Genomic DNA, 22,772 nt, shown 5'->3' with positions numbered 1-22,772 from the left:
TTAAGTACTCGTATGACCAGACGGGGGCTGTTCCGAAAATGGAACAGCCTCTTTTATATTGCTAGCATCCACAACTCATGCATTGACGGACTGGGCATTGCATAGTACATTGGTCACAGCTAACAAAAAGATAGTGTGAGAGATAGAGAGGAGAGGGCAATATTGTCGGCAACAGCAGTAAAAGAACTATCCCCGCTTGTAGCGGCGCTGGACTTGAAGCCTCATGTGGAGGGCGGCTGGTACAAAGAGATTTGGAAGGCGAATTTTGAAATTCCGCAGGCGGTATTGGGTGAGCCGTATTCCGGACCGCGCTTTGCGGCGTCTTCGATTTATTTCCTGCTTCATCCCGGTGAGGAGTCGGATTGGCATACGGTTCTATCGGACGAACTGTGGCTGTGGCATTCCGGGAGCCCGCTCTTGCTGACCTTGGGCGGTACGGCAGAGAATCCGGAAGTTCGTGAAGAGATTATTGTTGGGGGCGATGTTGCGAATGGCCAGCATCCGCAAGCGCTTGTTCCGGCAACCGAATGGCAGAAGGCCAGACCGCTTGGCGATGAGCCGGTACTCGTATCCTGCATCGTAGCACCAGGCTTCCATTACGATGACTTCAAATTGATTGAACGTAAGTTTTAATGCACCAATCAGAAAAGCTCTGGACGAAAAATTTCATTCTGCTGGCGTTCTCTAATTTGTTCTTATTCTTTGCCATTGAGATGCTGCTGCCTACGCTTCCGCTCTTCGCTGACGAACAAGGGGGAAGCGGGTCGCAGATCGGCTTATTGCTTGGCATCTTTACTTTCTCGGCCGTAGTGTCCCGCCTCCTGATTGGGATCGGACTAAGAAGGTTTGGGAAGCGAAAGCTGCTCTTGATTGGCGTTGCGATCTGCCTTGTTGGGATGGCGGGCTATTACGCAGCCGCTTCAATCTCTGCCTTGCTTGCTCTTCGGATTGTGCATGGCTTTGGTTTTGGTATCGCAACGGCCTTGTACGGCACGTTGGTATCCGACGCGATCCCTGCCGCACGGCGCGGGGAAGGAATGGGGTACTTTGCCATGGGCAATGCCGTCTCCTTCTCAATTGGTCCCATGCTTGGCTTATGGCTTCTGGAGCAATATGATTATGCCGGCTTGTTCGGAGCCGGAGTGATCTTTCTCGCCATCACCCTGGTACTGACGCTGCTTGTTCGTCAGCCTCGTGCCCAGACGGTGGAAATAGCGGCAGCCGAAGCTGCAGCGGCGGCAGAGCTTCATGCGGCTGGGGTGAAGCCTTCGCCTTGGGCGGAGGTTATTGAGCCTAAGGTGCTTGTGCCATCCATCCTTGGCTCGCTTGTGGGCTTTGCCTTCGGCGGTATGCTCAGCTTCGTTACGTTATTCAGCAAGGATATTGGTATTACGCACACCGGCTACTTCTTTCTCGTTGTGGCCATCAGCGAGGTGCTGATCCGGTTCGTAAGTGGTCCGCTGTTCGACCGGAGAGGACCGTTCTGGGTATTGTTCCCCACTGCGATCCTATGTATAATCGGCTGCGTGATCTTGTATTACACGGATTCGATGGCCATGCTGCTGCTTGCCGGCGTGTTCTATGGCGCAGGCTTTGGCGCGATGTTCCCGGCGCTGCAGGCTTGGGTTATTAACCTCGTGCAGCCGGAACGACGCGGGGTTGCAACAGCGACGTATTACAACTTCTTCGATATCGGCATCGGGCTTGGCTCGATCCTGCTCGGAGTTGTCGTTACGCTGACGGACTACACGACGATGTTCCTGCTGTCCGCTGTCTTATATGTGATTTATCTCGGCGTGTACTTCTTGTATTTGCGCCGCCAGCGTGAGCGGGCGGAGGGGTAAGCAAGCTTGCGCATTAAGAAGGAAGCGGGTTGATTTGAACGGAAAGAGCGGTGCCTGCGGGCACCGCTCTTTTTGTGTTGTTGGCACCAACCGTTCTTTATGTACAAATGCTCCAGTTATGATGCATGATGTGTAGCGCAGGCGAGCAGCGGGTCTTTAGCTAAGTAGTATGTCCGCGCTTACGTTGGGGTTTGTCCAACGTAAGAAAGCTCGTATGCCCGCTGGTGCTGGGTACGTCGTTGGGTTTCCTTCAGCAGCTTTCGTTGTTATGAGCTCCTTCCGGCCGAAATGAGCGGATTCCGTTGGATGGAGTCCACTTTAGCTATAGTTACTTGGCTTTGGCGCATCATTATGCTGGATGAGATCCAACGTAGGCGGGTGCGGGGACTTCAGATAACTAGTTAGTTACTTGTCTATTCTCTCGGTAGACCTACGTTGTACTCTCCACTACCGGTTACGAGTCGTACCCGCTGTCTCACGTTGTACGAAGTGCAGTATATTTGCCCAGAATGGCAGGGGTAGATGAGATATGCTGCAGGGAATACAGCATATTTCGCGGAAACGAGCCAAACTCGGCTATTTAGCCCGAATATCCTGCAATCTGTGCAGGATATTACTGAATACAGGGCTCAGATGCTCCAATATCCTGCATTATGTGCTACGTAGGTAGGCAAGCGGAGTGCTTCAGCTAACTAGTCCGTCCTTTACGTTGGAGTTTGTCCAACGTAAGATAGCTCGTATGCCCGCTGGTGCAGGCTACGTTGGATTTCCTCCAGCAGCTTTCGTCGTTGTGAGCTCCTTTTGGCCCAAATGAGCGGATTCCGCTGGATGGAATCCCATGTAGCTATAGTTACTTGGCTTTGGCGCATCATTATGCTGTTGAGATCCAACGTAGGAGGCGGGTGCGGGGGCTTCGGCTAAGTAGTTACTAACCTAGCCGTCTCGGCTGGATGAACGGCGCGGCCCATAACAAAAGGGCTGTTCCAGGCCGGTCATGAAGACCGGCTGGAACAGCCCTTTTTGCCTGCTTAAGCAGGCAGCTTGATTTTTTGCCCTGGGTAGATAAGGTTAGGGTTCTTGATATGGTTTAAGGCTTGAAGCTTCTGCCAGGTGGTGTTGTGCTTCTTGGCGATAGCCCAGAGCGTATCGCCTGTCTTCACGACATGGACAGCGGGCTTCGCTGGTTCCGGCTTAACGGGAGGCTTAGGCTCCGGCTTTGGTTGTTCCGGCTTTGGATCAGGTTTAGGCTCCGGCTTCGGATCTGGTTTCGGCTGCGTGACAACCGGAGTTGCTGCGGCCGTGATGCGGCCTTCAACCTTCGGATTAGCCGTGCCAAGCTTGGCGATATAGTTGATTAGCGCTTCATCCAGCGAACCGTACATGCCGGCTTGCGGGTAAGGGCTGAACATCGTGTACTCATCGCCGCCAGCGGCCATGAAGTCGTTTGTCGCGAGCACATACTCCGCTTTCAGGTTCAACGGCTTGCCGCCGACCGTGACGGAGTGGACGCGTTCGCCTTTTGCCTTCGCGGTATCAATCTTGAAGGTGATGCCGGATACTTGAGGGAAGCCGCCCTTCGAATTCGGATAATCGGATACGCCGTTCTCGAGAGCCGCTTTGATATCGGCGCCTTTGACCTTCAGCGATACGATCTGATTGCCGAAAGGCAGGACGGTAATGACCTCGCCTTTTGTAATGGTGCCCGCATCGATGGAGGCGCGGATGCCGCCGCCGTTCGTGATGGCAACATCGGCACCGGCTGCATCGCGAATCGCGTCAGCGACCAGGTTGCCGAGGTTCGTCTCGCTGGCGCGGACCTGCTCGCGTTCACCGTCCAGCTTCACGCTGGCCGTTCCAACTTCTTCGGCAAGGATGGTTTCCTGGCTCTTTTGAATAGAAGCTACAAAATCCGCAATTTCGGCATTTGGCGCGATAGCTGCAGCCGTATCTTTGCTCTCAAGCTTTGCTTCCTTCTTCACGACTTTGCCGCCGTCTACCCACAGATCCACAACGCCGAGGTACTTCGTATATTCGCCGGCACTAGCGATCAGCGTGTTATGATCGGCTGTCAGTCCATGCTCCAGAACGGTATGGCTGTGTCCGTCGATAAAGACGTCAATGCCGTCTACTGCCTTAACGATCTTCAGGCTTGTATCCACGCTGGAGGTGTCCTGGCCGATATGACCAAGCGCGACGATGACATCGGTCTTGTCCTCGAGCTCATCGACAATGGCCTGCGCGTCTTTGGTTGGATCGGCGAAGGTGAGACCTTCTACATTTTTCGGATGCGTCTTATAGGCAGTCTCCGGTGTTGTCAGGCCGAAGATGCCGACCTTCACGCCGTCAACTTCCTTGATGATATAAGGTTTGAATAAGGACGTATTGTCTTTGGCGATCTTAACATTAGCGCTGATAACCGGGAATTTCATCATCGATTCGAGTTCAAGGAGACGCTCGTAGCCATAGTTGAACTCGTGATTGCCCGGAGTAAAGACGTCATAGCCCATCTTGTTCATCACTTGAACAACGCTTTCACCGTTCACAAGCGTGGCAAAGGTTGTCCCGTGCACCGCGTCGCCTGCATCCAGCAGCAGTGTATTTGGATTAGCCTTGCGGTAGCTGTCAATAATGCCGGCAAGCTTCGCATAGCCCATTTCTCCTGAGGTTCCTTCCACGGCGCGCGCATGCGTATCATTGGTATGCAGAAGCGTGATGTGCTTGGCGGAAGCGGGGACTGCCGTTTCCTCTGCTGCAAGAGCCGTACCGACGGACGCGGCGAGAAGCGAGACGGCAAGCAGCGTTGACACTGCCCACTTCATTTTTCTAAGCTTGATAAGCATCGTATCCCTCCACAGTTTATTTTTCTTATAACGCAAGTACGTATTCGTTGCCTTTCTACATATTTCCTTCCAATTTCGTGTTAATTATCTGAAAATTTAGCAAATTAGTCCAGAAGTCCTTTTTGATCGTCGTATTCCCTGAATTTTCGACAACAGCTTTCTGTGTTTCATGCACAATCGATTGCGTTCAATATGAACATATGTCCAAAAGCCGCGCAAGGCCGATTAGCTTATTGCCCTTGCAGGTGGGGGCACGTATAATAGTCGTGAAATATTGTCACATTAAATTGAACATATTCTCATACTATGACAGCTCTGCGAGAGGGGAAGACGGATGGAGGAGCTAAGCGATAAAAGGTTGAAAATGATCGAAGCAGCCCGTATGTATTACGAGCTCGACTATAATCAACAGGAGATAGCGAAAAAGCTGGGCGTATCGCGCCCGACGGTATCGCGTTTTCTGCAGCAGGCGAAGGAAGACGGCATCGTGCAGATACGCATTATGGACCCTGCCTCCGATAACCAGGAACGCGCCCGCATGCTCAAGGAACGGTTTGGCTTGAAGGAAGCGATTGTAGCTTCCGTGCCGAAATACGAGGACGCCATGTGCAAGAAGGTCATCGGAGAGGCGGCAGCTAATTTTCTTCATGATACGGTGCAGGATGGCGATACGATTGCCGTCACTTGGGGAACAACCTTGTATGAAGTAGCGACTCGTCTGCCGAACAAACACGCGAAGAAGGTTAAGGTTGTGCAGTTGAACGGCGGGGTGAGCCATTCCGAGACGAACACGTATGCGTACGAGATTGCACAGCTGTTCGCGAAGGCTTATCAGACGTCGCCATACCTGATTCCGCTGCCGGCGATTGTTGACCATGCGGTAGTGAAGCACGCGATTGAAGCGGACAGGCATATCCGCAAAATCCTCGATATGGGCAAGCAGGCCAATATCGCGGTCGTGACGGTAGGAGCGCCGACGGAGGATTCGGTTCTGATCCGCGCAAATTATTTCTCCGACGAGGATTTGGGAATAATTTTATCGCGTGGAGTTGGAGATATTTGTTCCCGGATTATCGATATTAACGGGCAGCTGTGCAGCGAGGAGCTGGATCTGCGGACGATCGGCATTGACTTGGGCGAGCTGAAAAAGAAAGAATGGTCTGTTCTTGTCGCCGGAGGCCCAAGCAAGATCGAAGCGATATACGGCGCATTAAACGGCCAGTATACGAATACGTTAATTACGGACCAGATTACCGCGCAGCATCTGCTGGATTTCAAAGCAGAGTAGAGTAGATAACTATTGGAGGATTGGATTATGAGCAATAATAACTTGTCGTCGGCAGAGATTGCCGCTGCAATTGACCATACTGTACTGAAGGCGGAAGCCACTAGAGAAGAGATTATCAAACTGTGCGAGGAAGCAAAGCAGTACCATTTTGCAACGGTATGCGTGAATCCGGGTTATGTCGCGCTTGCTGCGAAGGAGCTTGCAGGCTCCGGCGTTGGCATTACGACAGTAGCGGGCTTCCCGCTTGGCGCAACAACAACCTTTACGAAGGCAGCTGAAGCGAAGGACGCGATTGCGAATGGGGCAACGGAAGTCGATATGGTCATCAACGTGGGCCTGATCAAGTCGGGCGACTTCGAAGGCGTAAAGCGTGACGTTGAAGGCGTTGTTGAAGCGTGCAAAGGCAAAGCGGTTGTGAAGGTTATCCTGGAGACAGGCCTGCTGACGGATGAAGAAAAGGTTCGTGCCTGCGAGATTTGCAAGGAAGCGGGAGCGGACTTCGTGAAGACGTCGACGGGTTTTGGCAAAGGCGGAGCTACAGTTGAAGATATCGCGTTAATGCGCCGTACGGTTGGACCGGATATGGGCGTAAAAGCTTCCGGAGGCGTTCGTGATCTGGAGACAGCGGTCAAAATGCTCGAAGCCGGCGCGACCCGCATCGGCGCGAGCTCCAGTGTGGCAATCGTGACTGGCGGTAAAGGCGAAGGGTACTAATCGAAGATTGGAAGGGGCGGCCGGATTCGGTCGTCCCTTCATTTGGGATTGACCCTTTGCGGAGGGGGGGGTATCATAAAAGAAGTCGAACGACCGGCTCGGTGGAGCTGGTTTTTTTATTTTCGGCAGTACGATGATTAGTTAGGTGTTGTGTCGTTTCGCGTTTCGAGGATGAGGTGCCGGATCGGGAGAACCCGGTCGGACGTTATCATAGATTAATTGAGGTGGATTATGAGTAGTATCACTTCCTGGCGGGAGCAGTGGACGAGTAACGTAAGAGTGAACGTACTGGCTGGCATTACGGCAACGCTGGCGCTTGTACCGGATTCGCTTGCCTTCTCGTTTATGGCTGGTGTTCCGCCGGTCGTAGGCATTTATGCTTCGATTTGTATTTTGATCGTTATCACGTTCCTGGGCGGCAGACCGGGCATGATCTCGGCTGCGGCGGGCTCCATGGCCGTGCTGATGCTGACGCTCGTGAAAGAGCATGGCATCGAATATTTGTTTGCAGCAACGGTGCTGACCGGGGTGATTCAGTTCCTGATGGGGGTATTTAAGCTCGGCAAGCTGATGCGCTTCGTCCCGTCAGGCGTACTTACCGGCTTCATCAATGCGCTGGCGATTATGATTTTTCTGTCGCAGCTGCGGTATTTCAAAGGCGAGTCATGGGTCATGTACGTGCTTGTTGCCGTAACACTTGGCATTATCTATCTGGTGCCGCGCTTCTTCAAGGCAATTCCGTCGCCGCTTATCGCGGTTGTCGTGCTGACGCTCGCCGTATGGGCGTTTGGCATGGGCGATGTAACAAGAATCGGCGATATCGCCGAGATTGATGCTTCGCTGCCGTCGTTCCTGCTGCCGGATATTCCGTTCAGCTTGGATACGCTCTGGATTATTCTTCCGTACTCCCTGTCGCTTGCGATAGTTGGATACACGGAGACGATGCTGACGCATAACCTGCTTGATGAGATGACCGGAGAGAGAACGGATAAGAACCGGGAGATGAAAGGGCAGGGCATCGCCAATATCGTGGCCGGATTTTTTGGCGGGATGGCTGGCTGCGCGCTTGTAGCGGAGTCAGTCCTGAATGTGAAGATGGGCGGAAAAAACCGCTTGTCCACACTGGTTGCCGCGTTGTTCCTGCTTCTGCTCGTCGTGCTGCTTGGCGACTTGCTGTCGCTTGTGCCGATGGCCGCGCTGGTGGGCATTATGCTGATGGTCTGCATCGCGATCTTCGACTGGAATTCCGTATTCCGCTTGAACCGTCTGCCGCTTGGCGAGACCGTGGTTATGCTGGTGACGGTTGGCGCCGTCCTGTTGACGCATGACCTTGCGATAGGGGTGCTTGCGGGCGTGCTCGTCAGCATGATCTGGTTCGCCGTTCATGCATCCAAGGTGCAAATTCACAGCGAATGGAGCGGTTCAACGCGGACGTACCGCGTGCAAGGACAGCTGTTCTTCGCTTCCGCTTCCGAGCTGGAGGAGCGGATCGAGCATGACTGCGAAGCGGAGAAGGTCCACATTGACCTTACCGGTACGAAGGTATGGGATCACACCGCGAACCTTGCCGTCCGCAAGACGGTTGACCGCCTGCAAAAGAACGGCAAGCAAGTCACTGTCGTTGGCGTGTAAGGATTTTTATGTAGAAAGGCCGCCCTTTGGGACGGCCTTTTTTTGTATGTGTAAGCCGCGTGCTTTCAGCCCCGAAAACGCATCTCCGCTATTCCCACCATGTTGGGCATGAAACTAAGCGCATAAGAGTGGAGAGCATCCGACGTAAGGACCGCAGGTGGTACGATAGGATGTAACTTCTCCCTAATCCGCAGGAGGCTTGCCTTCGGCAAGAGCAAGTAAGGCGTCGAGTGGTTGAAATTCATTTAGCCATCTTGCTGGCACGTCCTCCGGATGCTGAACATAAACAGACTTAATAAGCTGCGTGACGGAGCGTACCTGGTCTTCAATCAGAATCTCCTTGATCTCCGACGGTTTAACGGGTACCGCATGATTCGTTTTGCGGCCAAAATCAGCAAGAGAGACAAACATATCGGGGCTTTTTCTGTACATACAGGTGTTTGGAAAACGTGGTGAGCTGCCGGAATCATACTTGGAGAATCGGACAGACGTTTCGTGCTCACGGAGCAGTTCGCTCGCTTCAAGCTCAATGACGGCAAACCGCTCGGAAGGCTCTCTCTTCATGTAAGTAGTCAGCATCTTGAGACAGTCCCGGCGAGTTGGCCAGAAGAAGACATGCTTGTCGATAAAGGTCCTGAACTCTTCAACGGTACAGTTCGCCTCCATCATAGCCTCGGGAATGCGAAGATGTGAATTAACCGTAATGGATGTTCCTTCATACGTTACTTCTTCCGTCGAGGTTCGGCGTTCCCCCGTTGCTTCCGGCAGCAAATGATGGCTGGACCACAAGGAATCCAAATGAGCGATTGCCTGCAAGTTTCTCGCTCTTGTAAAGTGAAAGGCAGACTTTCTGCCTGCAGATTTCGTGATTAGGGCGATATTATGTTCAATATCCTTCATGGGAGCCACCTTTTTCATGCGTACCTGTCGCAGGTAGTATGAATCATTCCTGCGCTAGCCTATACCACTCACGAGGAGAACCCCCCTGGCGTCTGATGGTGGTGAAGAGCAATCAAAAGAAGCCCTCATGCAGGGAGGGCTTCTTCAATGCAACAATTTATCGTTCGCAGCCAATGGTCAGGTTCGCGTTAAGCGTGCCGCCGGCTTCGAGCATAACGAGCTCTTCCTGGCGGTTCAGCTCGCCGGTCATCGCCATCCAAGGCTCAACGCAGACGAATGGCTTGTCCTGTACGGACCAGAGCTGGAGGTATTTGAAAATATCATTATAGGTCATGCGAACACGGGCACCGCCGCTGACCGGGAACGTAATTTCAGGCTTCACGGAGCCGAGCAGCGTAACCGACTCGACCATGCCGTCCAGATCGAGTTCGCCGGTGAAAGGCTTTTCGACCATATCGTTATAATCAAGGTAACGGGTAGCGTCTGTCTCATACGCAAGCTTCTTCGCATCGGCGTTGAAGTACGGATGGAAGCCGGCGTAGAACGGCATCGATGCAGCTTCTGTCAAGTTGCGGTATTGCTGGCGGATATGCAGTTCTCCGTTTGCCAATGCGTATGTGAAGGTCAGCTCGAAATCAAACGGGAAGCTTTCCTTTGTTTCTTCATTGCTCCGCAGCATAATCGTAATCGACGCTTCACCGTCTGTGTTGGTGCCAACGACTTCCCAAGCGGATGTACGAGCGACGCCGTGGTTAGCCATCTCATACGATTTGCCGTCCCATGTGTAGGTCTTATTCTCGAGCTGTCCGCAGATCGGGAACAGGATCGGATTGCCTCCGCGGATATTCGCAGTGGGATGCTCGAACGTTGCTTTGTCGAGGTAGAAGAGTTCCAGTCCGTGCAGCTGGCAGCCAATGACGATTCCGCCGCGCTCCGGACAGACGAGAATACGGGAAGATGTGCTTTCCTCGACTAGTTCATAAATCTTATACGTATCGGTATAGCTGGTTACTTGAAACTGGCTCATATGGCCCTCCTATGTATCTGTTTTCTAATCCCATAATACCATAAATAAAACAAAAAGCTGTCCACCAAGGGACAGCCTTCCTGTATTATTTCGCTTCGTTGCCAGCCGCTGCGCTTGCTTCAGGGCTTGCTTCCGGGGAAGCCGATTCTTCTGCTGTCGCAGAATCAAGTTTGTTCGTGATTTTCGCTTTTGCTTTCAGGTCTGCCATCCAAGTGGAGGACATCTCGCTTACTTTTTGCGTAACCAGCTGATACTTGATGTCTTCTTTTTTCTCTTCAAGCGTTGGGGTTACAGCTGCTTTCTCATCGGTTTTCTTGATGATATGGTAGCCGTAGCTTGTTTGTACAATGTCGCTCAGCTCGCCCTTTTTCAGTGCGAATGCTGCTTCTTCGAATGCCGGCTCCATCGTGCCTTTAGCGAAGAAGTCGAGGTCGCCGCCTTTATCTTTCGTGCCAGTATCCGTGGACTTCTCTTTCGCCAAGGTTGCGAAATCTGCGCCGCCTTTCAGATCTTTCAGAATAGCTTCCGCTTCTTCTTTAGTAGCAACGAGGATATGCGAAGCGCGGATTTGCTCCGGCGTCGACATGGACGCTTTGTTCTCATCGTAGAACTTTTTGATGTCGTCGTCAGTTACAGTAACTTGCGGCTCAAGAATCTTGCGGATTTTCACTTGAACTTCCGCATCTTGACGCAGGCTTTCAACCGTCATGCCGTATTGTGCAAGCGTTTGGTTGAATTCATCTTCAGAACCAAACGATTTCTTCAGGTTCTCGATTTCTTTATCAACATCTGCTTCAGTAACCGTTACTTTTGCGTCTTCAGCAGCTTGGTCGATCAGCTCTTGCGTAATCATGTTGTCCAGCGTAGACTTGCCGCCTTGATCCACCAGGGAATCGTACAGCTTGTCCTTTGTAATTTTAACGCCGTTAACTGTTGCAACAGCTTCGGTGCCGCCGCCAAACGGCGGCTTGATCAGTACGATAATAAGCACGATGGCCAGAATCGCCGATACCGCGATCCATGCTTTGCCGCCGCTGCGGCCGCCAGCTCCTTGCGCGGGAGTCTCGGAAGTTGGAGCCTGCTTCTGCTCTTTATCGTCCTCGTCAATAACCTCTTCTTCATTAACTGCATCTACTGCTTGATCGTCTTTGGTGTCATCTTCATAGACGTATTGTGTTTCCTGCTCCGCAGCATTATCCCGTTCTTCGTCTTCTCTTTTGTGCTGCGAGTCTTTGTTTTCCATTGTCAATAAAACTCCCTTCAACAAAAAGGCACTATTTTTACAATCTTCACCTACTATAACAAAACAACCGGGAAAAAACCTTAATTCAAAATAAAAATATGTTGCATTCAGTCGCTTTTCGTATAATGGTATATGTATACAATATTAGGCTTTAGTCACAGCAGGCATGTCCCGAGAACTAGTGACGGAAGGTGGGGGACGTTTGGTCACATTACATGGAGAATATAACGGCTGGGTTATTCTTCTCTCATTCATTATCGCTTTATTCGTTTCGTACTCCGCTTTGAATCTGGTGTACAAAATCTCGCAGTCCAAGGGTAAAGTCCAGCTCGGCTGGATGCTCGCTGGCGCTTTCGTAATGGGCAGCGGGGTCTGGACCATGCATTTTATCGGGATGATGGCGTTTCATATTGGTATTCCCATCGCCTATGACGTACCCGTTACTCTGTTATCTATTACCGCCAGCATAGGCGCTTCTTATATCGCCTTTTATTTAACGATGGCAAAAGAAATTAACCGCCTTAAGCTCCTCGGAGGCGGCTTCGTTATGGGGGCGGGAATTGTTGCTATGCATTATACCGGCATGGCATCGATGCATTCTCCGACAATGTCTATACAATATAACCCAATTATAGTCATATTATCCGCTGCCATTGCTGTCCTGACTTCTTGTGCAGCGCTATACTTCTTTATTAATTTCCGGGATGGCAGCAAGGCGGTATGGTCCAAATGGGCTGCGGCCGCGCTTATGGGGCTGGCGGTCTGCGGAATGCATTATACGGGAATGGGGGCGGCATCCTTCTGGTGCGGCGAGGAGGCTGTCACCTTGTTAACGGAGGACATCCCGATCAATCTGTTCCTTCTAATAAGTGTTACATTAGTTACGCTTCTTATTATGCTCGTCACCTGGATCGCCATCTATCTGGACCGCACGGTGCTGGAACGTATGGCCTTCAGCGATCCATTGACCGGACTTGCGAACCGCCATGCGATGAACCGGTTTTTCGACCATAAGCTTGAGAATGCACGTACGTACGGCTTGCTCTTCCTCGATCTCGATCAATTCAAGATTATTAATGACACGCTTGGTCATGATGTTGGCGATTTGCTTGTACAAGCTGTAGCCAAGCGGCTTCGTTCTCATGAGAACGAGGGGGCGCAGACCTTCCGCCTTGGCGGGGATGAGTTCCTGCTGATGACGAAGGGAATGGAGCCGGCTCAGGTAGAGCAGCTTGCCACTCATATTTTGGAGGATATCCGCAAGCCGTATTTGCTCGAAGGCAATGAGCTTTACATAACGGGCAGTATCGGGATCAGCTTGTCCCCTGAGCATGGCAATGAGCGATCCTCGCTCCTGATTGCGGCGGATACGGCGATGTATCAGGCAAAGCGCAGGGGCAAGAACCAATACTGCCTTTACAACGAGCATCTGGAGCGGGAGCTTCTGCGCCGGATGGAGCTGGAAAAGGATCTGCGGATCGCGCTCGCCAGGGATCAATTTGTCGTTCACTACCAGCCGAAGTGGGATGCAGCCGTTAACCGTGCTATCGGGGTAGAAGCGCTATTGCGCTGGAATCATCCTATTCTGGGCCGGATTTCGCCCGAGGAGTTTATTCCGATTGCGGAAGAGACAGGGCTGATTGTTCCGATCACGCGCTGGGTGCTTGGACAAGCTTGCCGGGACTGCTTCGAATGGAATGAAGACAGAACCGAGCCGCTTAGCGTATCGGTTAATATGTCCGTCTGCGTGTTCGACAGCAAAAATCTTGAGGATATGGTCGTCTCGGCTCTGCTGCATTCCGGGCTTGATGCCACGCTGCTGGAGCTGGAGATTACAGAGACGATTGTCATGCACAACGTCGAGGATGTGGTCGAGCAGCTGAAGTCCATCCGGGAGATAGGCGTGCAGATCTCGATGGATGACTTTGGCGCAGGCTATTCGGCGCTAGGCTCCATTGATCTGATTCCTTTCCAAACGTTAAAAATAGACAAGTTATACATGCAGCAAAGCGATTCGCCATCCAAGCGCGCGATCATCCATACGATTATTATGCTGGCGAAGCAGCTTAATCTGGAAGTCATCGCCGAAGGAGTCGAAACGGAGCAGCAAATGGCATTTCTGCAATCCGCCGGCTGCAGTATGATGCAAGGCTATTACTTCAGCAAGCCGATATCACGTGCTGATCTTGATCTTTGGTTGCAGCAGTCGATGTTCGTTAATGGAAGACATACGTCGCAGAGCTTGATCGGATAATCGTTAGCCAAGGAGGGCGTCGGATTTTGAGTAATCAGGCGAAAATCTATCTGTATCTTCTGTTGTCATTGGCGGTCCCACTCATCCTTTTTATCGTGCTTCATACGAATCCGGCTTGGGATTATCATCTTCATTCACCGGGCGGTCATTTTTACGTCGTCAGCATTGTGTCCGGCGCGGCCTTTGCGCTTGCTGTAGCAGTTGGGGTTGCGGCGATTCGGCTTCGAAATTTGAAAATCAGCTTTTTGTCCTTGTCCTTTGTATCGTTGGCAGCCCTTTTCCTAGTCCACGGTTTATCCACGCCAAGACATGCCGATCATGCAACAGCTTTGCCAAGCAATGCCGCTCAAATGAGTATATTGCTGGCGGTTATGTGGCTATGGCTGTCGTCTATGTCTTCGGACCGCCGCATCATTGGATGGCTTTCGGCGCATCAGCGCTGGCTGCTGCCGATCTGGACCGCGTCGATTGCGGTCATTTGTGCGCTGCTGTGGCTGTTTTCCGACCAGATGTCATGGCTTCAAATGAAGCAGGAGCCTATCAAGTGGGCAGCTACCGTGCTTATCATTGGTTTAAATGGCTGGACGATGTATCGGTATTTGGAGACTTATCTGTCCACCCGGTTTCCTCTGCAGCTTGCCATCGTGTACAGCTCAGGCTGGATGATTGGGGCTCAATTCATTAACGTCACGGGGAAAATGTGGATGGTCAGCTGGTGGATCTATCACTTGCTGCTGCTTGCCTCCGTTATTGCGATGGTCGTCGGCATTTATTATCAGTACCGGAGCTCCGGCTCTTATACCATGTCGCTTAAGCAGCTGTTCCAGAATGATCCGAAGGAATGGATTCACGGGTATATGTCCCCGGCAGTACAGGAGCTCATTCGGACGACGGAAACCCGGGATGCTTATACGGCGGGACATAATTACCGCGTGGCGCTTTATGCGATTCAGCTTGGGGAGGAGCTTGGGTTGAAGCGGGATCAGCTTCGGGCTATAGCGCAGGGCGGCATTGTGCATGATATCGGCAAGCTCATCGTTCCCGATCATATTCTGAACAAGCCGGGCAAGCTGACTCCGGAAGAGCGGGAGGTCATCGAGAAGCACCCGGTTACCGGATTTAACTTGTGCCGCAGGCTTGGCTTTATGCAGGAGGAGCTGGCTGTTATCCGCTCGCATCATGAGCGCTGGGACGGAAGCGGCTATCCGGATGCGCTTAGCGGGGACAATATTCCGCTGCTTGCGCGGGTAACGGCTGTTGCGGACGTGTATGATGCGCTGACCTCATCCCGGTCCTACCGGGCTGCGCTGTCGCATGAGGAAGCGATAAGCATCATCTGTAAGGAGCGCGGGAAGCATTTTGACCCGTTGTGTGTAGATGCTCTGGTACGGATAGCGGGTGAGAAGGGCTGGGCTTTTAAGGCTTCGGCAGGCTGATTGGTTTTGTGGTTATATTGTAAAGATCGGCATGGGCGAATAGCCCGGGTTTATTTCCATAGGCGGCGGGTGTATGATAAAGGAGTTACATATGGATAGTTCTTTATAGAAAGGAAGGAATGACAGAAATGACATACATTGCAGAGAAATCTCGTTATGAAGACATGAAATACTTCCGCGTAGGCAAGAGCGGCCTCAAGCTGCCGGCTGTATCGCTTGGCTTATGGCATAACTTTGGCGGCAGCGACCGTTTGGAGAACGGACGCGCCATGATTCACCGCGCCTTCGATCTGGGCATTACCCATTTCGACCTGGCGAATAACTACGGTCCTCCGGCGGGCTCCGCAGAGGAGACTTTCGGTCGAGTATTGAAGCAGGACATGGCCGCATACCGCGACCAAATGATTATTTCCACCAAAGCAGGCTACTACATGTGGGAAGGTCCTTACGGCGATTGGGGCTCCCGCAAATATTTGATCTCGAGCCTTGACCAAAGCTTGAAACGGATGGACCTTGAGTATGTAGATATTTTCTACCATCACCGTCCGGATCCGGAAACACCGCTTGAAGAAACGATGGCCGCACTTGACCATATCGTACGTTCGGGCAAAGCTCTGTATGTTGGCCTGTCCAACTACACTGCGGAGCAGACCGCTCAAGCTTCTGCGATCTTGAAAGAGCTGGGCACGCCATGTCTGATCCATCAGCCATCGTATTCGATGTTCAACCGCTGGATCGAGAATGGCCTGCAAGATGTGCTCGACCAGGAAGGCATCGGTTCTATCGTGTTCTCGCCGCTTGCCGGCGGCCTCCTGACGAACCGTTACCTGGACGGCATTCCTACCGATTCCCGCGCAGGCGGACCAAGCGTCTTCTTGAACTCGAACAGCATTACTGACGAGAAGCTGGCTAAAGTTCGCGCGCTGAATGAGATTGCTCAAAGCCGCGGCCAATCGCTGGCACAAATGGCCCTTGCCTGGGTACTTCGCGGCGGCCGCGTAACCTCCGCCCTGATCGGCGCAAGCCGCGTCGAGCAAATCGACGATAACGTTGCTGCTCTCAGCCGCCTCGATTTCTCCGAGGATGAGCTGAAGGCGATCGAGAGTATCCTGGCGTAAAATATCGTCGTGTCGCCTGAGGAATGTATCTCCTTCCGGTTGCTGTTGTCTGCACATGGCCTGAACGAAAGTTTCAAGGTAACCATGTGCAGACAAAGGCAAACGCTGCGCTCCTACACGAGATACAATTCCTTTGGCTCTCAACGATATTATTTTTAAAACAAAGAAAGGCTGCCGATTTAATACGGCAGCCTTTTTTAGAGGAGGGGCAAGGGTGGAGGTACGGTTGTCTGGTTATCAGGAAGAATGGATTCGGATGTTTAGGGATGAAGCGGAATACCTGCAATCTGTATTTCAGGGAGTGGAAATGCGATTTGAGCATTTCGGAAGCACGGCGGTTCCGGGAATGAAAGCAAAGCCTGTCATCGATATGATGGGGATCGTAGATGACATTAACAAGGTTGATCGATATAACGATACGATGGCCGCTCTCGGATACGATGTGGCAGGTGACTGGGGCATCCCCGGCAGAAGGCTGTTCCGTAAAGGCGGAGAAGAGCGTACCCACCATATTCATTTCTACCAGTCTGATAACCCTCAAATTCAGCGGCATCTCATCTTCCGAGACTATCTGCGCCTGCATCCGGAGGAAGCCGCCAGATACAGCCGTTTTAAAGAAGAGCTAGCCCAGCGTTATGACCGAACCAGCGAATACAGCCCCGCCAAAAAAGCATTCGTAAGCGAAATGGAACAACTCGCCCTCACCTGGTATAAGCAAAAAAATCAATAACCTGCCTTTTCAATGTTTACATTGCACTTTCTACAACATATTTGCCCCCAAATGCCTCTTCTCGGAAAATATGTTGTACATTCTGCAGTATATTTGACCTCCAACCTCTCAACTGGCCCCAATATAGAAGAATATCCTGCACTCCGTACAGGATATTGCCTCCAACATGCTCCATATGCTCGAATATCCTGCATTTACTACAACGTACCGGCGTGTCTGGTGGGGGGGGCGGCTCATGTTGCCACAAATTGAGTAACCAGTGTGAGCCAATAAAGGTTTGCGATGCGCAGGTTGGTGCGAGTGGATGGGCATGAAGCATACTGAGAACAAACAAGTGAAAGCAACATTGTGCCTAAGCTGGGCAGGTTGGTGCGGAGTGACGGACATGAAGCGTACTGGAGAGCAAACTGCGAGGGGCTGGTCTGGTGCAGAGATAACGATAGAGATTAACCAGTATTATACTAGCATCGCTCGCCACAAAGGGCGGGTGTAGAGTGAGTTTATGAGATGCGTACAGTAGTGTTAAATATTCAGGCGACATCGTTCGTGATGGAGGGCTGATGTCAGTCCGACACTGTTATCTCGAACTGCCTCTTAGACCCGCATTGGCGGGGCTAAGAGGTGTTCGGTGCAGGCAACAGCAAGGCTGATAGCGCCATGCTGTTGCCTCAGCAACCGCCAAGGAACGGAGGCGGTTTATTTCTGCCTCCCCCAGAAGAATCGAGGACGATTGGAGGGGAATGTATCTCCTGAAGGAGCGCAGCGCCTGCCTTTGTGAGCGTGAAATCTCGCTAATGCGAGTTGATTCAAAGTTTCACGCTCGCAACAGCAGCCGAAGGAGATACATTCCGCGCATACCAAGTCGTCTATCGATTCTCCCCCCTCGTGACGATATAATACATGTAGATTTACTCGGAAGGGGACCGCTCGCTTGAACAATCTATCATTGCGGACAAAAGGCCTGTTAATTATCGTATTAATTACCTTCATACCGCTTGGCATCGCTGGAGTGATCAACTACTTGTCAATCAAGCAGGAGATGATAAATACCGCTTCCGAGAGAACGGCCAGCCGGCTGAGCGTCAGCGCGAACTACCTCGCCTCCTGGGTGCAGATCAGACGCGCCGAGGTAGTGGTCATGAGCCGCACCGATGTTGTCCGATTCGGCAGCGAGGAAGAGAAAATGAACTATTTCAGGCAGGAGCTTTCTCGCTCCGATTATACCTATCACGCGATAGGATATATTGATTTGAACGGACGGGCCATCCGTACGAACGGTGAGCCGGTTAATATGAGCGGACAAGCCTTCTACCGGGACGCGGTCAAGGGCAAGTCGGCCATTACGGATCTGTTCCTGCCTTCCTTTGATAATTTGAAGCAGTCCCTCATTGTGATCCCCGTATACGATCAGACGAACAAGATCAGCGGCGTGGTGTATGCCTCCATGCCGATGTCGACGATGTCGCCTTATTTCCTCGTGGATAAAGACCCCGATTCGGAATTCTGGCTCTATAACGAGCGCGGGGTTGTTCTGTTCCACTCGTATTCGGCAACAGCCGGTATTAAGCCCAGCTCAGGTCTGCTTAACGGGCAGCCGGGTCTTAAGCTCGACAAGCTGCTGGAGCCGACCGGGCAGATGAACATGAAGCGCGGGAATGTGGATCATGTCCTGTTCTATATGGATGTAGACAGCGCAGCTCCATGGCATGCAGCTCTTGAGATCCCCGAAGCGAACCTCAATAAAGGCTTGTCCAAAGTATTGTGGTGGACCTTTGCAACGATCGCTTTATCCGAGGTCGTTATTGTCATTCTGTTCTCGTTATACTTCGGTACCATCATTAATCGGCTTAAAGGAATTCTTACCGTTACGAAGCAAGCGGCTGACGGCCAATTTGAGGTGGAGCATCTGTCCCAGGAGCCGGGAGATGAAGTTGGCAAGCTTGCCGAATCGGTTAACGGGATGATGGAGCATCTGAAGGACATGTTTGGCAGGCTTGAGGCGATTATTAAGCAGAACGAATACTCCTTTATTTTGCTCGATGAGAATTATCGGGTTAATTACATGAATCAGGCAGCAGAGAAGCTGATCGGCTATACCACGGAGGAACTAAAGGGCCATGCGACACCACTTCTGTTCATGGATCCGGAAGAAATCGAGCGTGAAGCGGAAGTGTTATCGGAGAAATTGGGCGTCCACGTAGAGCCCGGCCTCGAAGTATTCAGAATGCTTCGTCAGGTCGATTTCTCTTATGAGCGGCAGTGGACCTATGTACATAAAGACGGGACCAAGATTCCGGTCCGTCACTTCTCGAACGGTTTGCGCGATCAGCAGGGCCGTCTGACCGGCATTCTCGGAATGGCGTATGACATCTCGGAGCATGTAAGGGTAGAGAAATCCCGCAACCTTCTGCTCGACATTATCGGCTCGGCCAAGGATTTAATCGCTTCTCTCGATCGCAACGGGAAGGTTGTGTACATTAATAAAGCAGGCAAAAGAATGCTGGGACTGCCGCTGAACTATAAGCCGAAGGATTACAAGAGCTACGTTGAGCCATCGATGTCTCTCTATCTCATTAAAGGCTCCCGAATTGCCCAGCAAAGCGGCTACTGGGAGGGTGAGGCCGAGCTTCTGACGCAATCCGGAGACAAGGTGAATGTATCCCTTGTAATCGTGGCGCATTCGTATACGAATACCGGAGAGCTCTATTTCTCCTGTATTGCGCGGGATATTACGGAGCAGAAGCATATCCAGGAAGAGCTGATCCGTGCAACCAAAGAGGCAGAGCAGGCGAATGCGGCCAAAAGCCGATTTCTTGCCTTGGTCAGCCATGAAATCCGTACGCCTCTTAACGGCATAATTGGCCTGTCGCAGCTGATGCGGCGCACCGGACTGTCGCCTTCGCAGAAGGACTATATGGATAAGCTCGGCACTTCGTCGGAAACGCTGCTTCGCATCATTAATGATTTGCTCGATTTCTCCAAAATCGAGGCAGGCAAGGTCGAGGTAGAACGGATTGCCTTCCATCCGCAGGATTTGCTCGGCCGGTTAACGGACCAGCTCAGCGTCTTTATGGGCGGCAAGGAGCAGTTCGAATTTATTCTGGATGTGCCGGAGCAGCTGCCTTCTGCGCTTCTCGGCGATCAGATGCGCGTTGAGCAGATTCTGCTTAATCTCTGCATGAACGCCATCAAGTTTACCGAACACGGTCATGTGAAGCTGGTTCTCGAGATGCTGGAGCATGAAGCGGAGGGGTTAAAGCTTCGTTTTACAGTGGAAGACACCGGTATCGGCATGACGAGGAAACAAATTGATAAGCTGTTTGTTCCATTCACGCAGGCGGACGGCTCGACAACGCGCAAATATGGCGGCACCGGCCTAGGGCTTGTGATTGCCAACGGGCTTGTTAAGATGATGGGCGGCAAGCTGCAGGTAGACAGCGAGCCTTCCTTAGGCAGCCGTTTCAGCTTTGTCCTTACGTTTCCTATTCTGTCTTCCGTTGCGGAGGACAGGCTGATTGTCAGCAAGGAGTTAGAGGATCAATGCGTATGGGTGGTGGAGGACAGCGACGAGATGCGGCATCATTGGTGCGAGCTCGCGGAGTCCTTCCGCTTGACCCCGGTAGCCTTCTCTTCCTGGTCTAGCGCAAGAGAGAAGCTGCGCCGGATGGGCGCAGGGGCTATGCCCAAGCTGATTATGCTGGACATGGAAATGCCCGATATGTATGGCGCAGAGACATGGCTGGAATTCCACAAGCTGGCGTCGGCAGCTGGTGTGAAGACAGTGGCGCTTACGACTTCCTTCGGCCGGGATGAGCTGATGCAAATGCCGGATTCAGGCCGTCCTTATGCGATTCTTACCAAGCCGGTTACCCGTCTTGCGTTATTCCACGCGTTAAGCGGGACGTTGGATCAGAAGCCGGTACAGGTGAAGGAATGGATGAGCGGCGCCCTGGAAGCGGCGGCATCCGCCGAACCTCAGGATAAAGTGCGCATTCTGCTTGCCGAAGATAATCATATTAACCAATTGGTTGCAATCGAGCTGCTGAAGGAGCGGGGCTTTGAGGTTGGGGTTGCCGAGAACGGCCGGGAAGTGCTGGAGAAGCTCGAGCAAGGGGGCTGGCATCTTGTGCTGATGGATATTCACATGCCGGAGATGGACGGGATGGAAGCAACAACGCTTATTCGTGCCGATTCCCGGTATGAACAGCTGCCGATTATTGCGGTAACGGCGAATTCTCTTCGCGCGGATCATGAGCATTACCTGCAGCTTGGCATGAACGGAGTGGTGACCAAGCCGCTTGATCCCGATAAGCTCTCTATGGTTATCACCAATCTGCTGAACAACAAGAAGTTCCCTATGCTGCAGCATGGTTCCTGGAGCGAATCAGACCATTCGCTGCCTGAACTCGACGGCATTCAAATCGACACCGCGCTTGCCAGAGTAAGCGGTAAAGTAGCTATCCTTCGTCAGATGCTGATTCATTTTCTGAAAGATTACGAGGGTTTCCCGGATAAGCTGATTGAAGAGCTGGCAAGCGGTCAGATCGTGACCGCAAGACGCATGGTGCATACGCTGATGGGGGCGGCAAGCCACTTATCGGCGAATGATGTGGTGCAGGCGGCTGCGCGGCTGAATGAAATTTTGAAGAAAGAGGATGGGGAAGACGATTGGAAGCCAGCTGCCGAACAGCTGAAGGCAGAGCTCCATCGAGTGATAGCCGGTCTTCAAAGTAAACCGTTTTCATTTTTCGACAGTTTCTCCTAACAATCTTCTAACATTTTATTGTTAACCCTTCCATCGTTATTGTATATTAGAGATAGATTTATATTTTTTGACAGAAATCTTCTTTCCCATAGGGGTGGCGCCAATGTATAAAGTTTTAGTAATTGAAGATGACGTCATGATGAGGGATATGCTGTCGATGTACTTGTCAGAAGAAGGGTATTCGGTTAGGCAAGCGGGGACTGGCGAAGAGGGCTTGCAGATCGTTCAGGATTTTGTGCCTGATGTTGTCTTGCTGGATCTGATGCTGCCAGATAGGGATGGCATGGAGGTTTGCGCTTCTATTCGTGAACGATCGCATGTGCCAATTATGATTTTGTCGATGAAAAGCGAAGTCTCTGAGCGCGTTCAGGCTTTGAAGGCCGGAGCTGATGATTATATGTGCAAGCCATTCAGTATGCATGAGATGACGGCGAGAGTGGAAGCTTTAATCCGGCGTTCACACTTCAGTACGGCTGAAATCGCGAGCGGCGAAGAAGCGGAAGAAATAGATTTTGCGCCAATCCAGCTCGATGCCGAGCGCCGAATGCTACTTGTAAGAGGCAAGCTGATTGAGACGACCTTTTCTGAATTTGAAATGATGAAACTCTTCTTATCCCACCCGGGCAAGGTATTCAGCAGGGAAGAACTGATTAATACGATTAGAGGGTTTGATTCTTTTGTAACGGATAGAGCTATTGACGTACATATCGTGAATCTGCGCAAAAAAATCGAACAAAACCCGAAAGAGCCCCGTTTAATCCGTACGGTATGGGGCTTTGGTTACAAATATACGACCGACCACAGTCAGGACAATGATTAAGGTAATCGCCCGAAAGATCACCTCCGCTGCAGGGTGATCTTTTTTGTACTCCCATTTCCAACAGCTGCAAATACCTAACATACTTCTAAAGAACAATCCGCAATTTTTCTAATACTTATATGGGACTATAGGATTAACAGTTATGACAAAAGGATGGTGTA

The 22,772-nt window shown here is 51.7% G+C and carries 15 protein-coding genes; 11 read left to right on the top strand and 4 right to left on the bottom strand.

Going from position 1 to position 22,772, the window contains the following annotated elements:
- Nucleotides 1–162 precede the first annotated feature (162 nt).
- The gene (locus BM200_RS20065) at nt 163–633 is read left to right on the top strand and encodes a cupin domain-containing protein (protein ID WP_091188422.1); all 471 of its coding nucleotides are present in this window, start codon (nt 163–165) and stop codon (nt 631–633) included.
- Nucleotides 633–1,844 (top strand): MFS transporter, encoded by a 1,212-nt coding sequence (locus BM200_RS20060; protein WP_091188421.1) that lies wholly within the window; start codon nt 633–635, stop codon nt 1,842–1,844. The genes BM200_RS20065 and BM200_RS20060 overlap by 1 nt, the downstream gene beginning before the upstream one ends.
- A 1,028-nt stretch (nt 1,845–2,872) precedes the next feature.
- On the opposite strand, the gene BM200_RS20055 is transcribed toward BM200_RS20060, so the two are convergent.
- Nucleotides 2,873–4,684, bottom strand: coding sequence for a 5'-nucleotidase C-terminal domain-containing protein (locus BM200_RS20055; protein WP_091188420.1), 1,812 nt, complete (start codon nt 4,682–4,684; stop codon nt 2,873–2,875).
- A gap of 334 nt (nt 4,685–5,018) precedes the next feature.
- Here BM200_RS20055 and BM200_RS20050 point away from each other — a divergent pair, with 334 nt between their 5' ends.
- From BM200_RS20050 to BM200_RS20040, 3 genes are all read left to right on the top strand, one after another.
- Complete coding sequence (locus BM200_RS20050) at nt 5,019–5,972, top strand: DNA-binding transcriptional repressor DeoR (RefSeq protein WP_091188419.1); 954 nt, start codon at nt 5,019–5,021, stop codon at nt 5,970–5,972.
- 27 nt (nt 5,973–5,999) lie between these two features.
- The gene (gene deoC / locus BM200_RS20045; protein ID WP_091188418.1) at nt 6,000–6,686 is read left to right on the top strand and encodes a deoxyribose-phosphate aldolase; all 687 of its coding nucleotides are present in this window, start codon (nt 6,000–6,002) and stop codon (nt 6,684–6,686) included.
- Between the two features lie 231 nt (nt 6,687–6,917).
- Complete coding sequence (locus tag BM200_RS20040) at nt 6,918–8,318, top strand: SulP family inorganic anion transporter (protein ID WP_091188417.1); 1,401 nt, start codon at nt 6,918–6,920, stop codon at nt 8,316–8,318.
- A gap of 183 nt (nt 8,319–8,501) precedes the next feature.
- Here the strand turns inward: BM200_RS20040 and BM200_RS20035 are convergent, their stop codons facing one another.
- The 3 genes from BM200_RS20035 to BM200_RS20025 form a co-directional block, all read right to left on the bottom strand.
- Nucleotides 8,502–9,218: a DUF7002 family protein gene (locus BM200_RS20035; RefSeq protein WP_091188416.1), complete on the bottom strand. Its 717-nt coding sequence runs from the start codon at nt 9,216–9,218 to the stop codon at nt 8,502–8,504.
- 157 nt (nt 9,219–9,375) lie between these two features.
- Nucleotides 9,376–10,245 (bottom strand): aldose epimerase family protein, encoded by an 870-nt coding sequence (locus BM200_RS20030; protein WP_091188415.1) that lies wholly within the window; start codon nt 10,243–10,245, stop codon nt 9,376–9,378.
- Nucleotides 10,246–10,330: 85 nt separating this feature from the next.
- Nucleotides 10,331–11,488: a peptidylprolyl isomerase gene (locus BM200_RS20025; protein WP_091188414.1), complete on the bottom strand. Its 1,158-nt coding sequence runs from the start codon at nt 11,486–11,488 to the stop codon at nt 10,331–10,333.
- A 202-nt stretch (nt 11,489–11,690) separates the two neighbouring features.
- On the opposite strand from BM200_RS20025, the gene BM200_RS20020 reads away from it, so the two are divergent.
- From BM200_RS20020 to BM200_RS19990, 6 genes are all read left to right on the top strand, one after another.
- A complete protein-coding gene (locus BM200_RS20020; RefSeq protein WP_091188413.1) occupies nt 11,691–13,742 on the top strand; it encodes a bifunctional diguanylate cyclase/phosphodiesterase in 2,052 nt (683 codons plus the stop codon).
- Nucleotides 13,743–13,768: 26 nt separating this feature from the next.
- The gene (locus BM200_RS20015; RefSeq protein ID WP_091188412.1) at nt 13,769–15,178 is read left to right on the top strand and encodes an HD-GYP domain-containing protein; all 1,410 of its coding nucleotides are present in this window, start codon (nt 13,769–13,771) and stop codon (nt 15,176–15,178) included.
- Nucleotides 15,179–15,306: 128 nt separating this feature from the next.
- Nucleotides 15,307–16,296 carry an L-glyceraldehyde 3-phosphate reductase gene (gene mgrA / locus BM200_RS20010; protein ID WP_091188411.1) on the top strand — a complete coding sequence of 330 codons (990 nt, stop codon included), beginning with the start codon at nt 15,307–15,309 and terminating at the stop codon, nt 16,294–16,296.
- Between the two features lie 214 nt (nt 16,297–16,510).
- Entirely contained in the window at nt 16,511–17,026 is a 516-nt protein-coding gene (locus tag BM200_RS20005; RefSeq protein WP_091188410.1) for a GrpB family protein, read from the top strand.
- Nucleotides 17,027–17,957: 931 nt separating this feature from the next.
- Nucleotides 17,958–21,791: a response regulator gene (locus BM200_RS19995; RefSeq protein ID WP_091188408.1), complete on the top strand. Its 3,834-nt coding sequence runs from the start codon at nt 17,958–17,960 to the stop codon at nt 21,789–21,791.
- Between the two features lie 103 nt (nt 21,792–21,894).
- Complete coding sequence (locus BM200_RS19990; protein ID WP_091188407.1) at nt 21,895–22,611, top strand: response regulator transcription factor; 717 nt, start codon at nt 21,895–21,897, stop codon at nt 22,609–22,611.
- Nucleotides 22,612–22,772 lie beyond the last annotated feature (161 nt).

The organism is Paenibacillus catalpae (assembly GCF_900112695.1).
GTDB classification, from domain to species: Bacteria; Bacillota; Bacilli; order Paenibacillales; family Paenibacillaceae; genus Pristimantibacillus; species Pristimantibacillus catalpae.
The sequence above is the reverse complement of the archived record's forward strand: the minus strand, read 5'-3'. Positions and strand labels throughout refer to the sequence as shown.

What these genes read in the sequence shown, in the direction of transcription:
- BM200_RS20035 (WP_091188416.1), bottom strand. Translation starts at nt 9,218, where the DNA reads ATGAAGGATATTGAACATAATATCGCCCTAATCACGAAATCTGCAGGC.
- BM200_RS20040 (WP_091188417.1), top strand. Translation starts at nt 6,918, where the DNA reads ATGAGTAGTATCACTTCCTGGCGGGAGCAGTGGACGAGTAACGTAAGA.
- BM200_RS20060 (WP_091188421.1), top strand. Translation starts at nt 633, where the DNA reads ATGCACCAATCAGAAAAGCTCTGGACGAAAAATTTCATTCTGCTGGCG.
- BM200_RS20030 (WP_091188415.1), bottom strand. Translation starts at nt 10,245, where the DNA reads ATGAGCCAGTTTCAAGTAACCAGCTATACCGATACGTATAAGATTTAT.
- BM200_RS20050 (WP_091188419.1), top strand. Translation starts at nt 5,019, where the DNA reads ATGGAGGAGCTAAGCGATAAAAGGTTGAAAATGATCGAAGCAGCCCGT.
- BM200_RS19990 (WP_091188407.1), top strand. Translation starts at nt 21,895, where the DNA reads ATGTATAAAGTTTTAGTAATTGAAGATGACGTCATGATGAGGGATATG.
- deoC (WP_091188418.1), top strand. Translation starts at nt 6,000, where the DNA reads ATGAGCAATAATAACTTGTCGTCGGCAGAGATTGCCGCTGCAATTGAC.
- BM200_RS20055 (WP_091188420.1), bottom strand. Translation starts at nt 4,684, where the DNA reads ATGCTTATCAAGCTTAGAAAAATGAAGTGGGCAGTGTCAACGCTGCTT.
- mgrA (WP_091188411.1), top strand. Translation starts at nt 15,307, where the DNA reads ATGACATACATTGCAGAGAAATCTCGTTATGAAGACATGAAATACTTC.
- BM200_RS20025 (WP_091188414.1), bottom strand. Translation starts at nt 11,488, where the DNA reads ATGGAAAACAAAGACTCGCAGCACAAAAGAGAAGACGAAGAACGGGAT.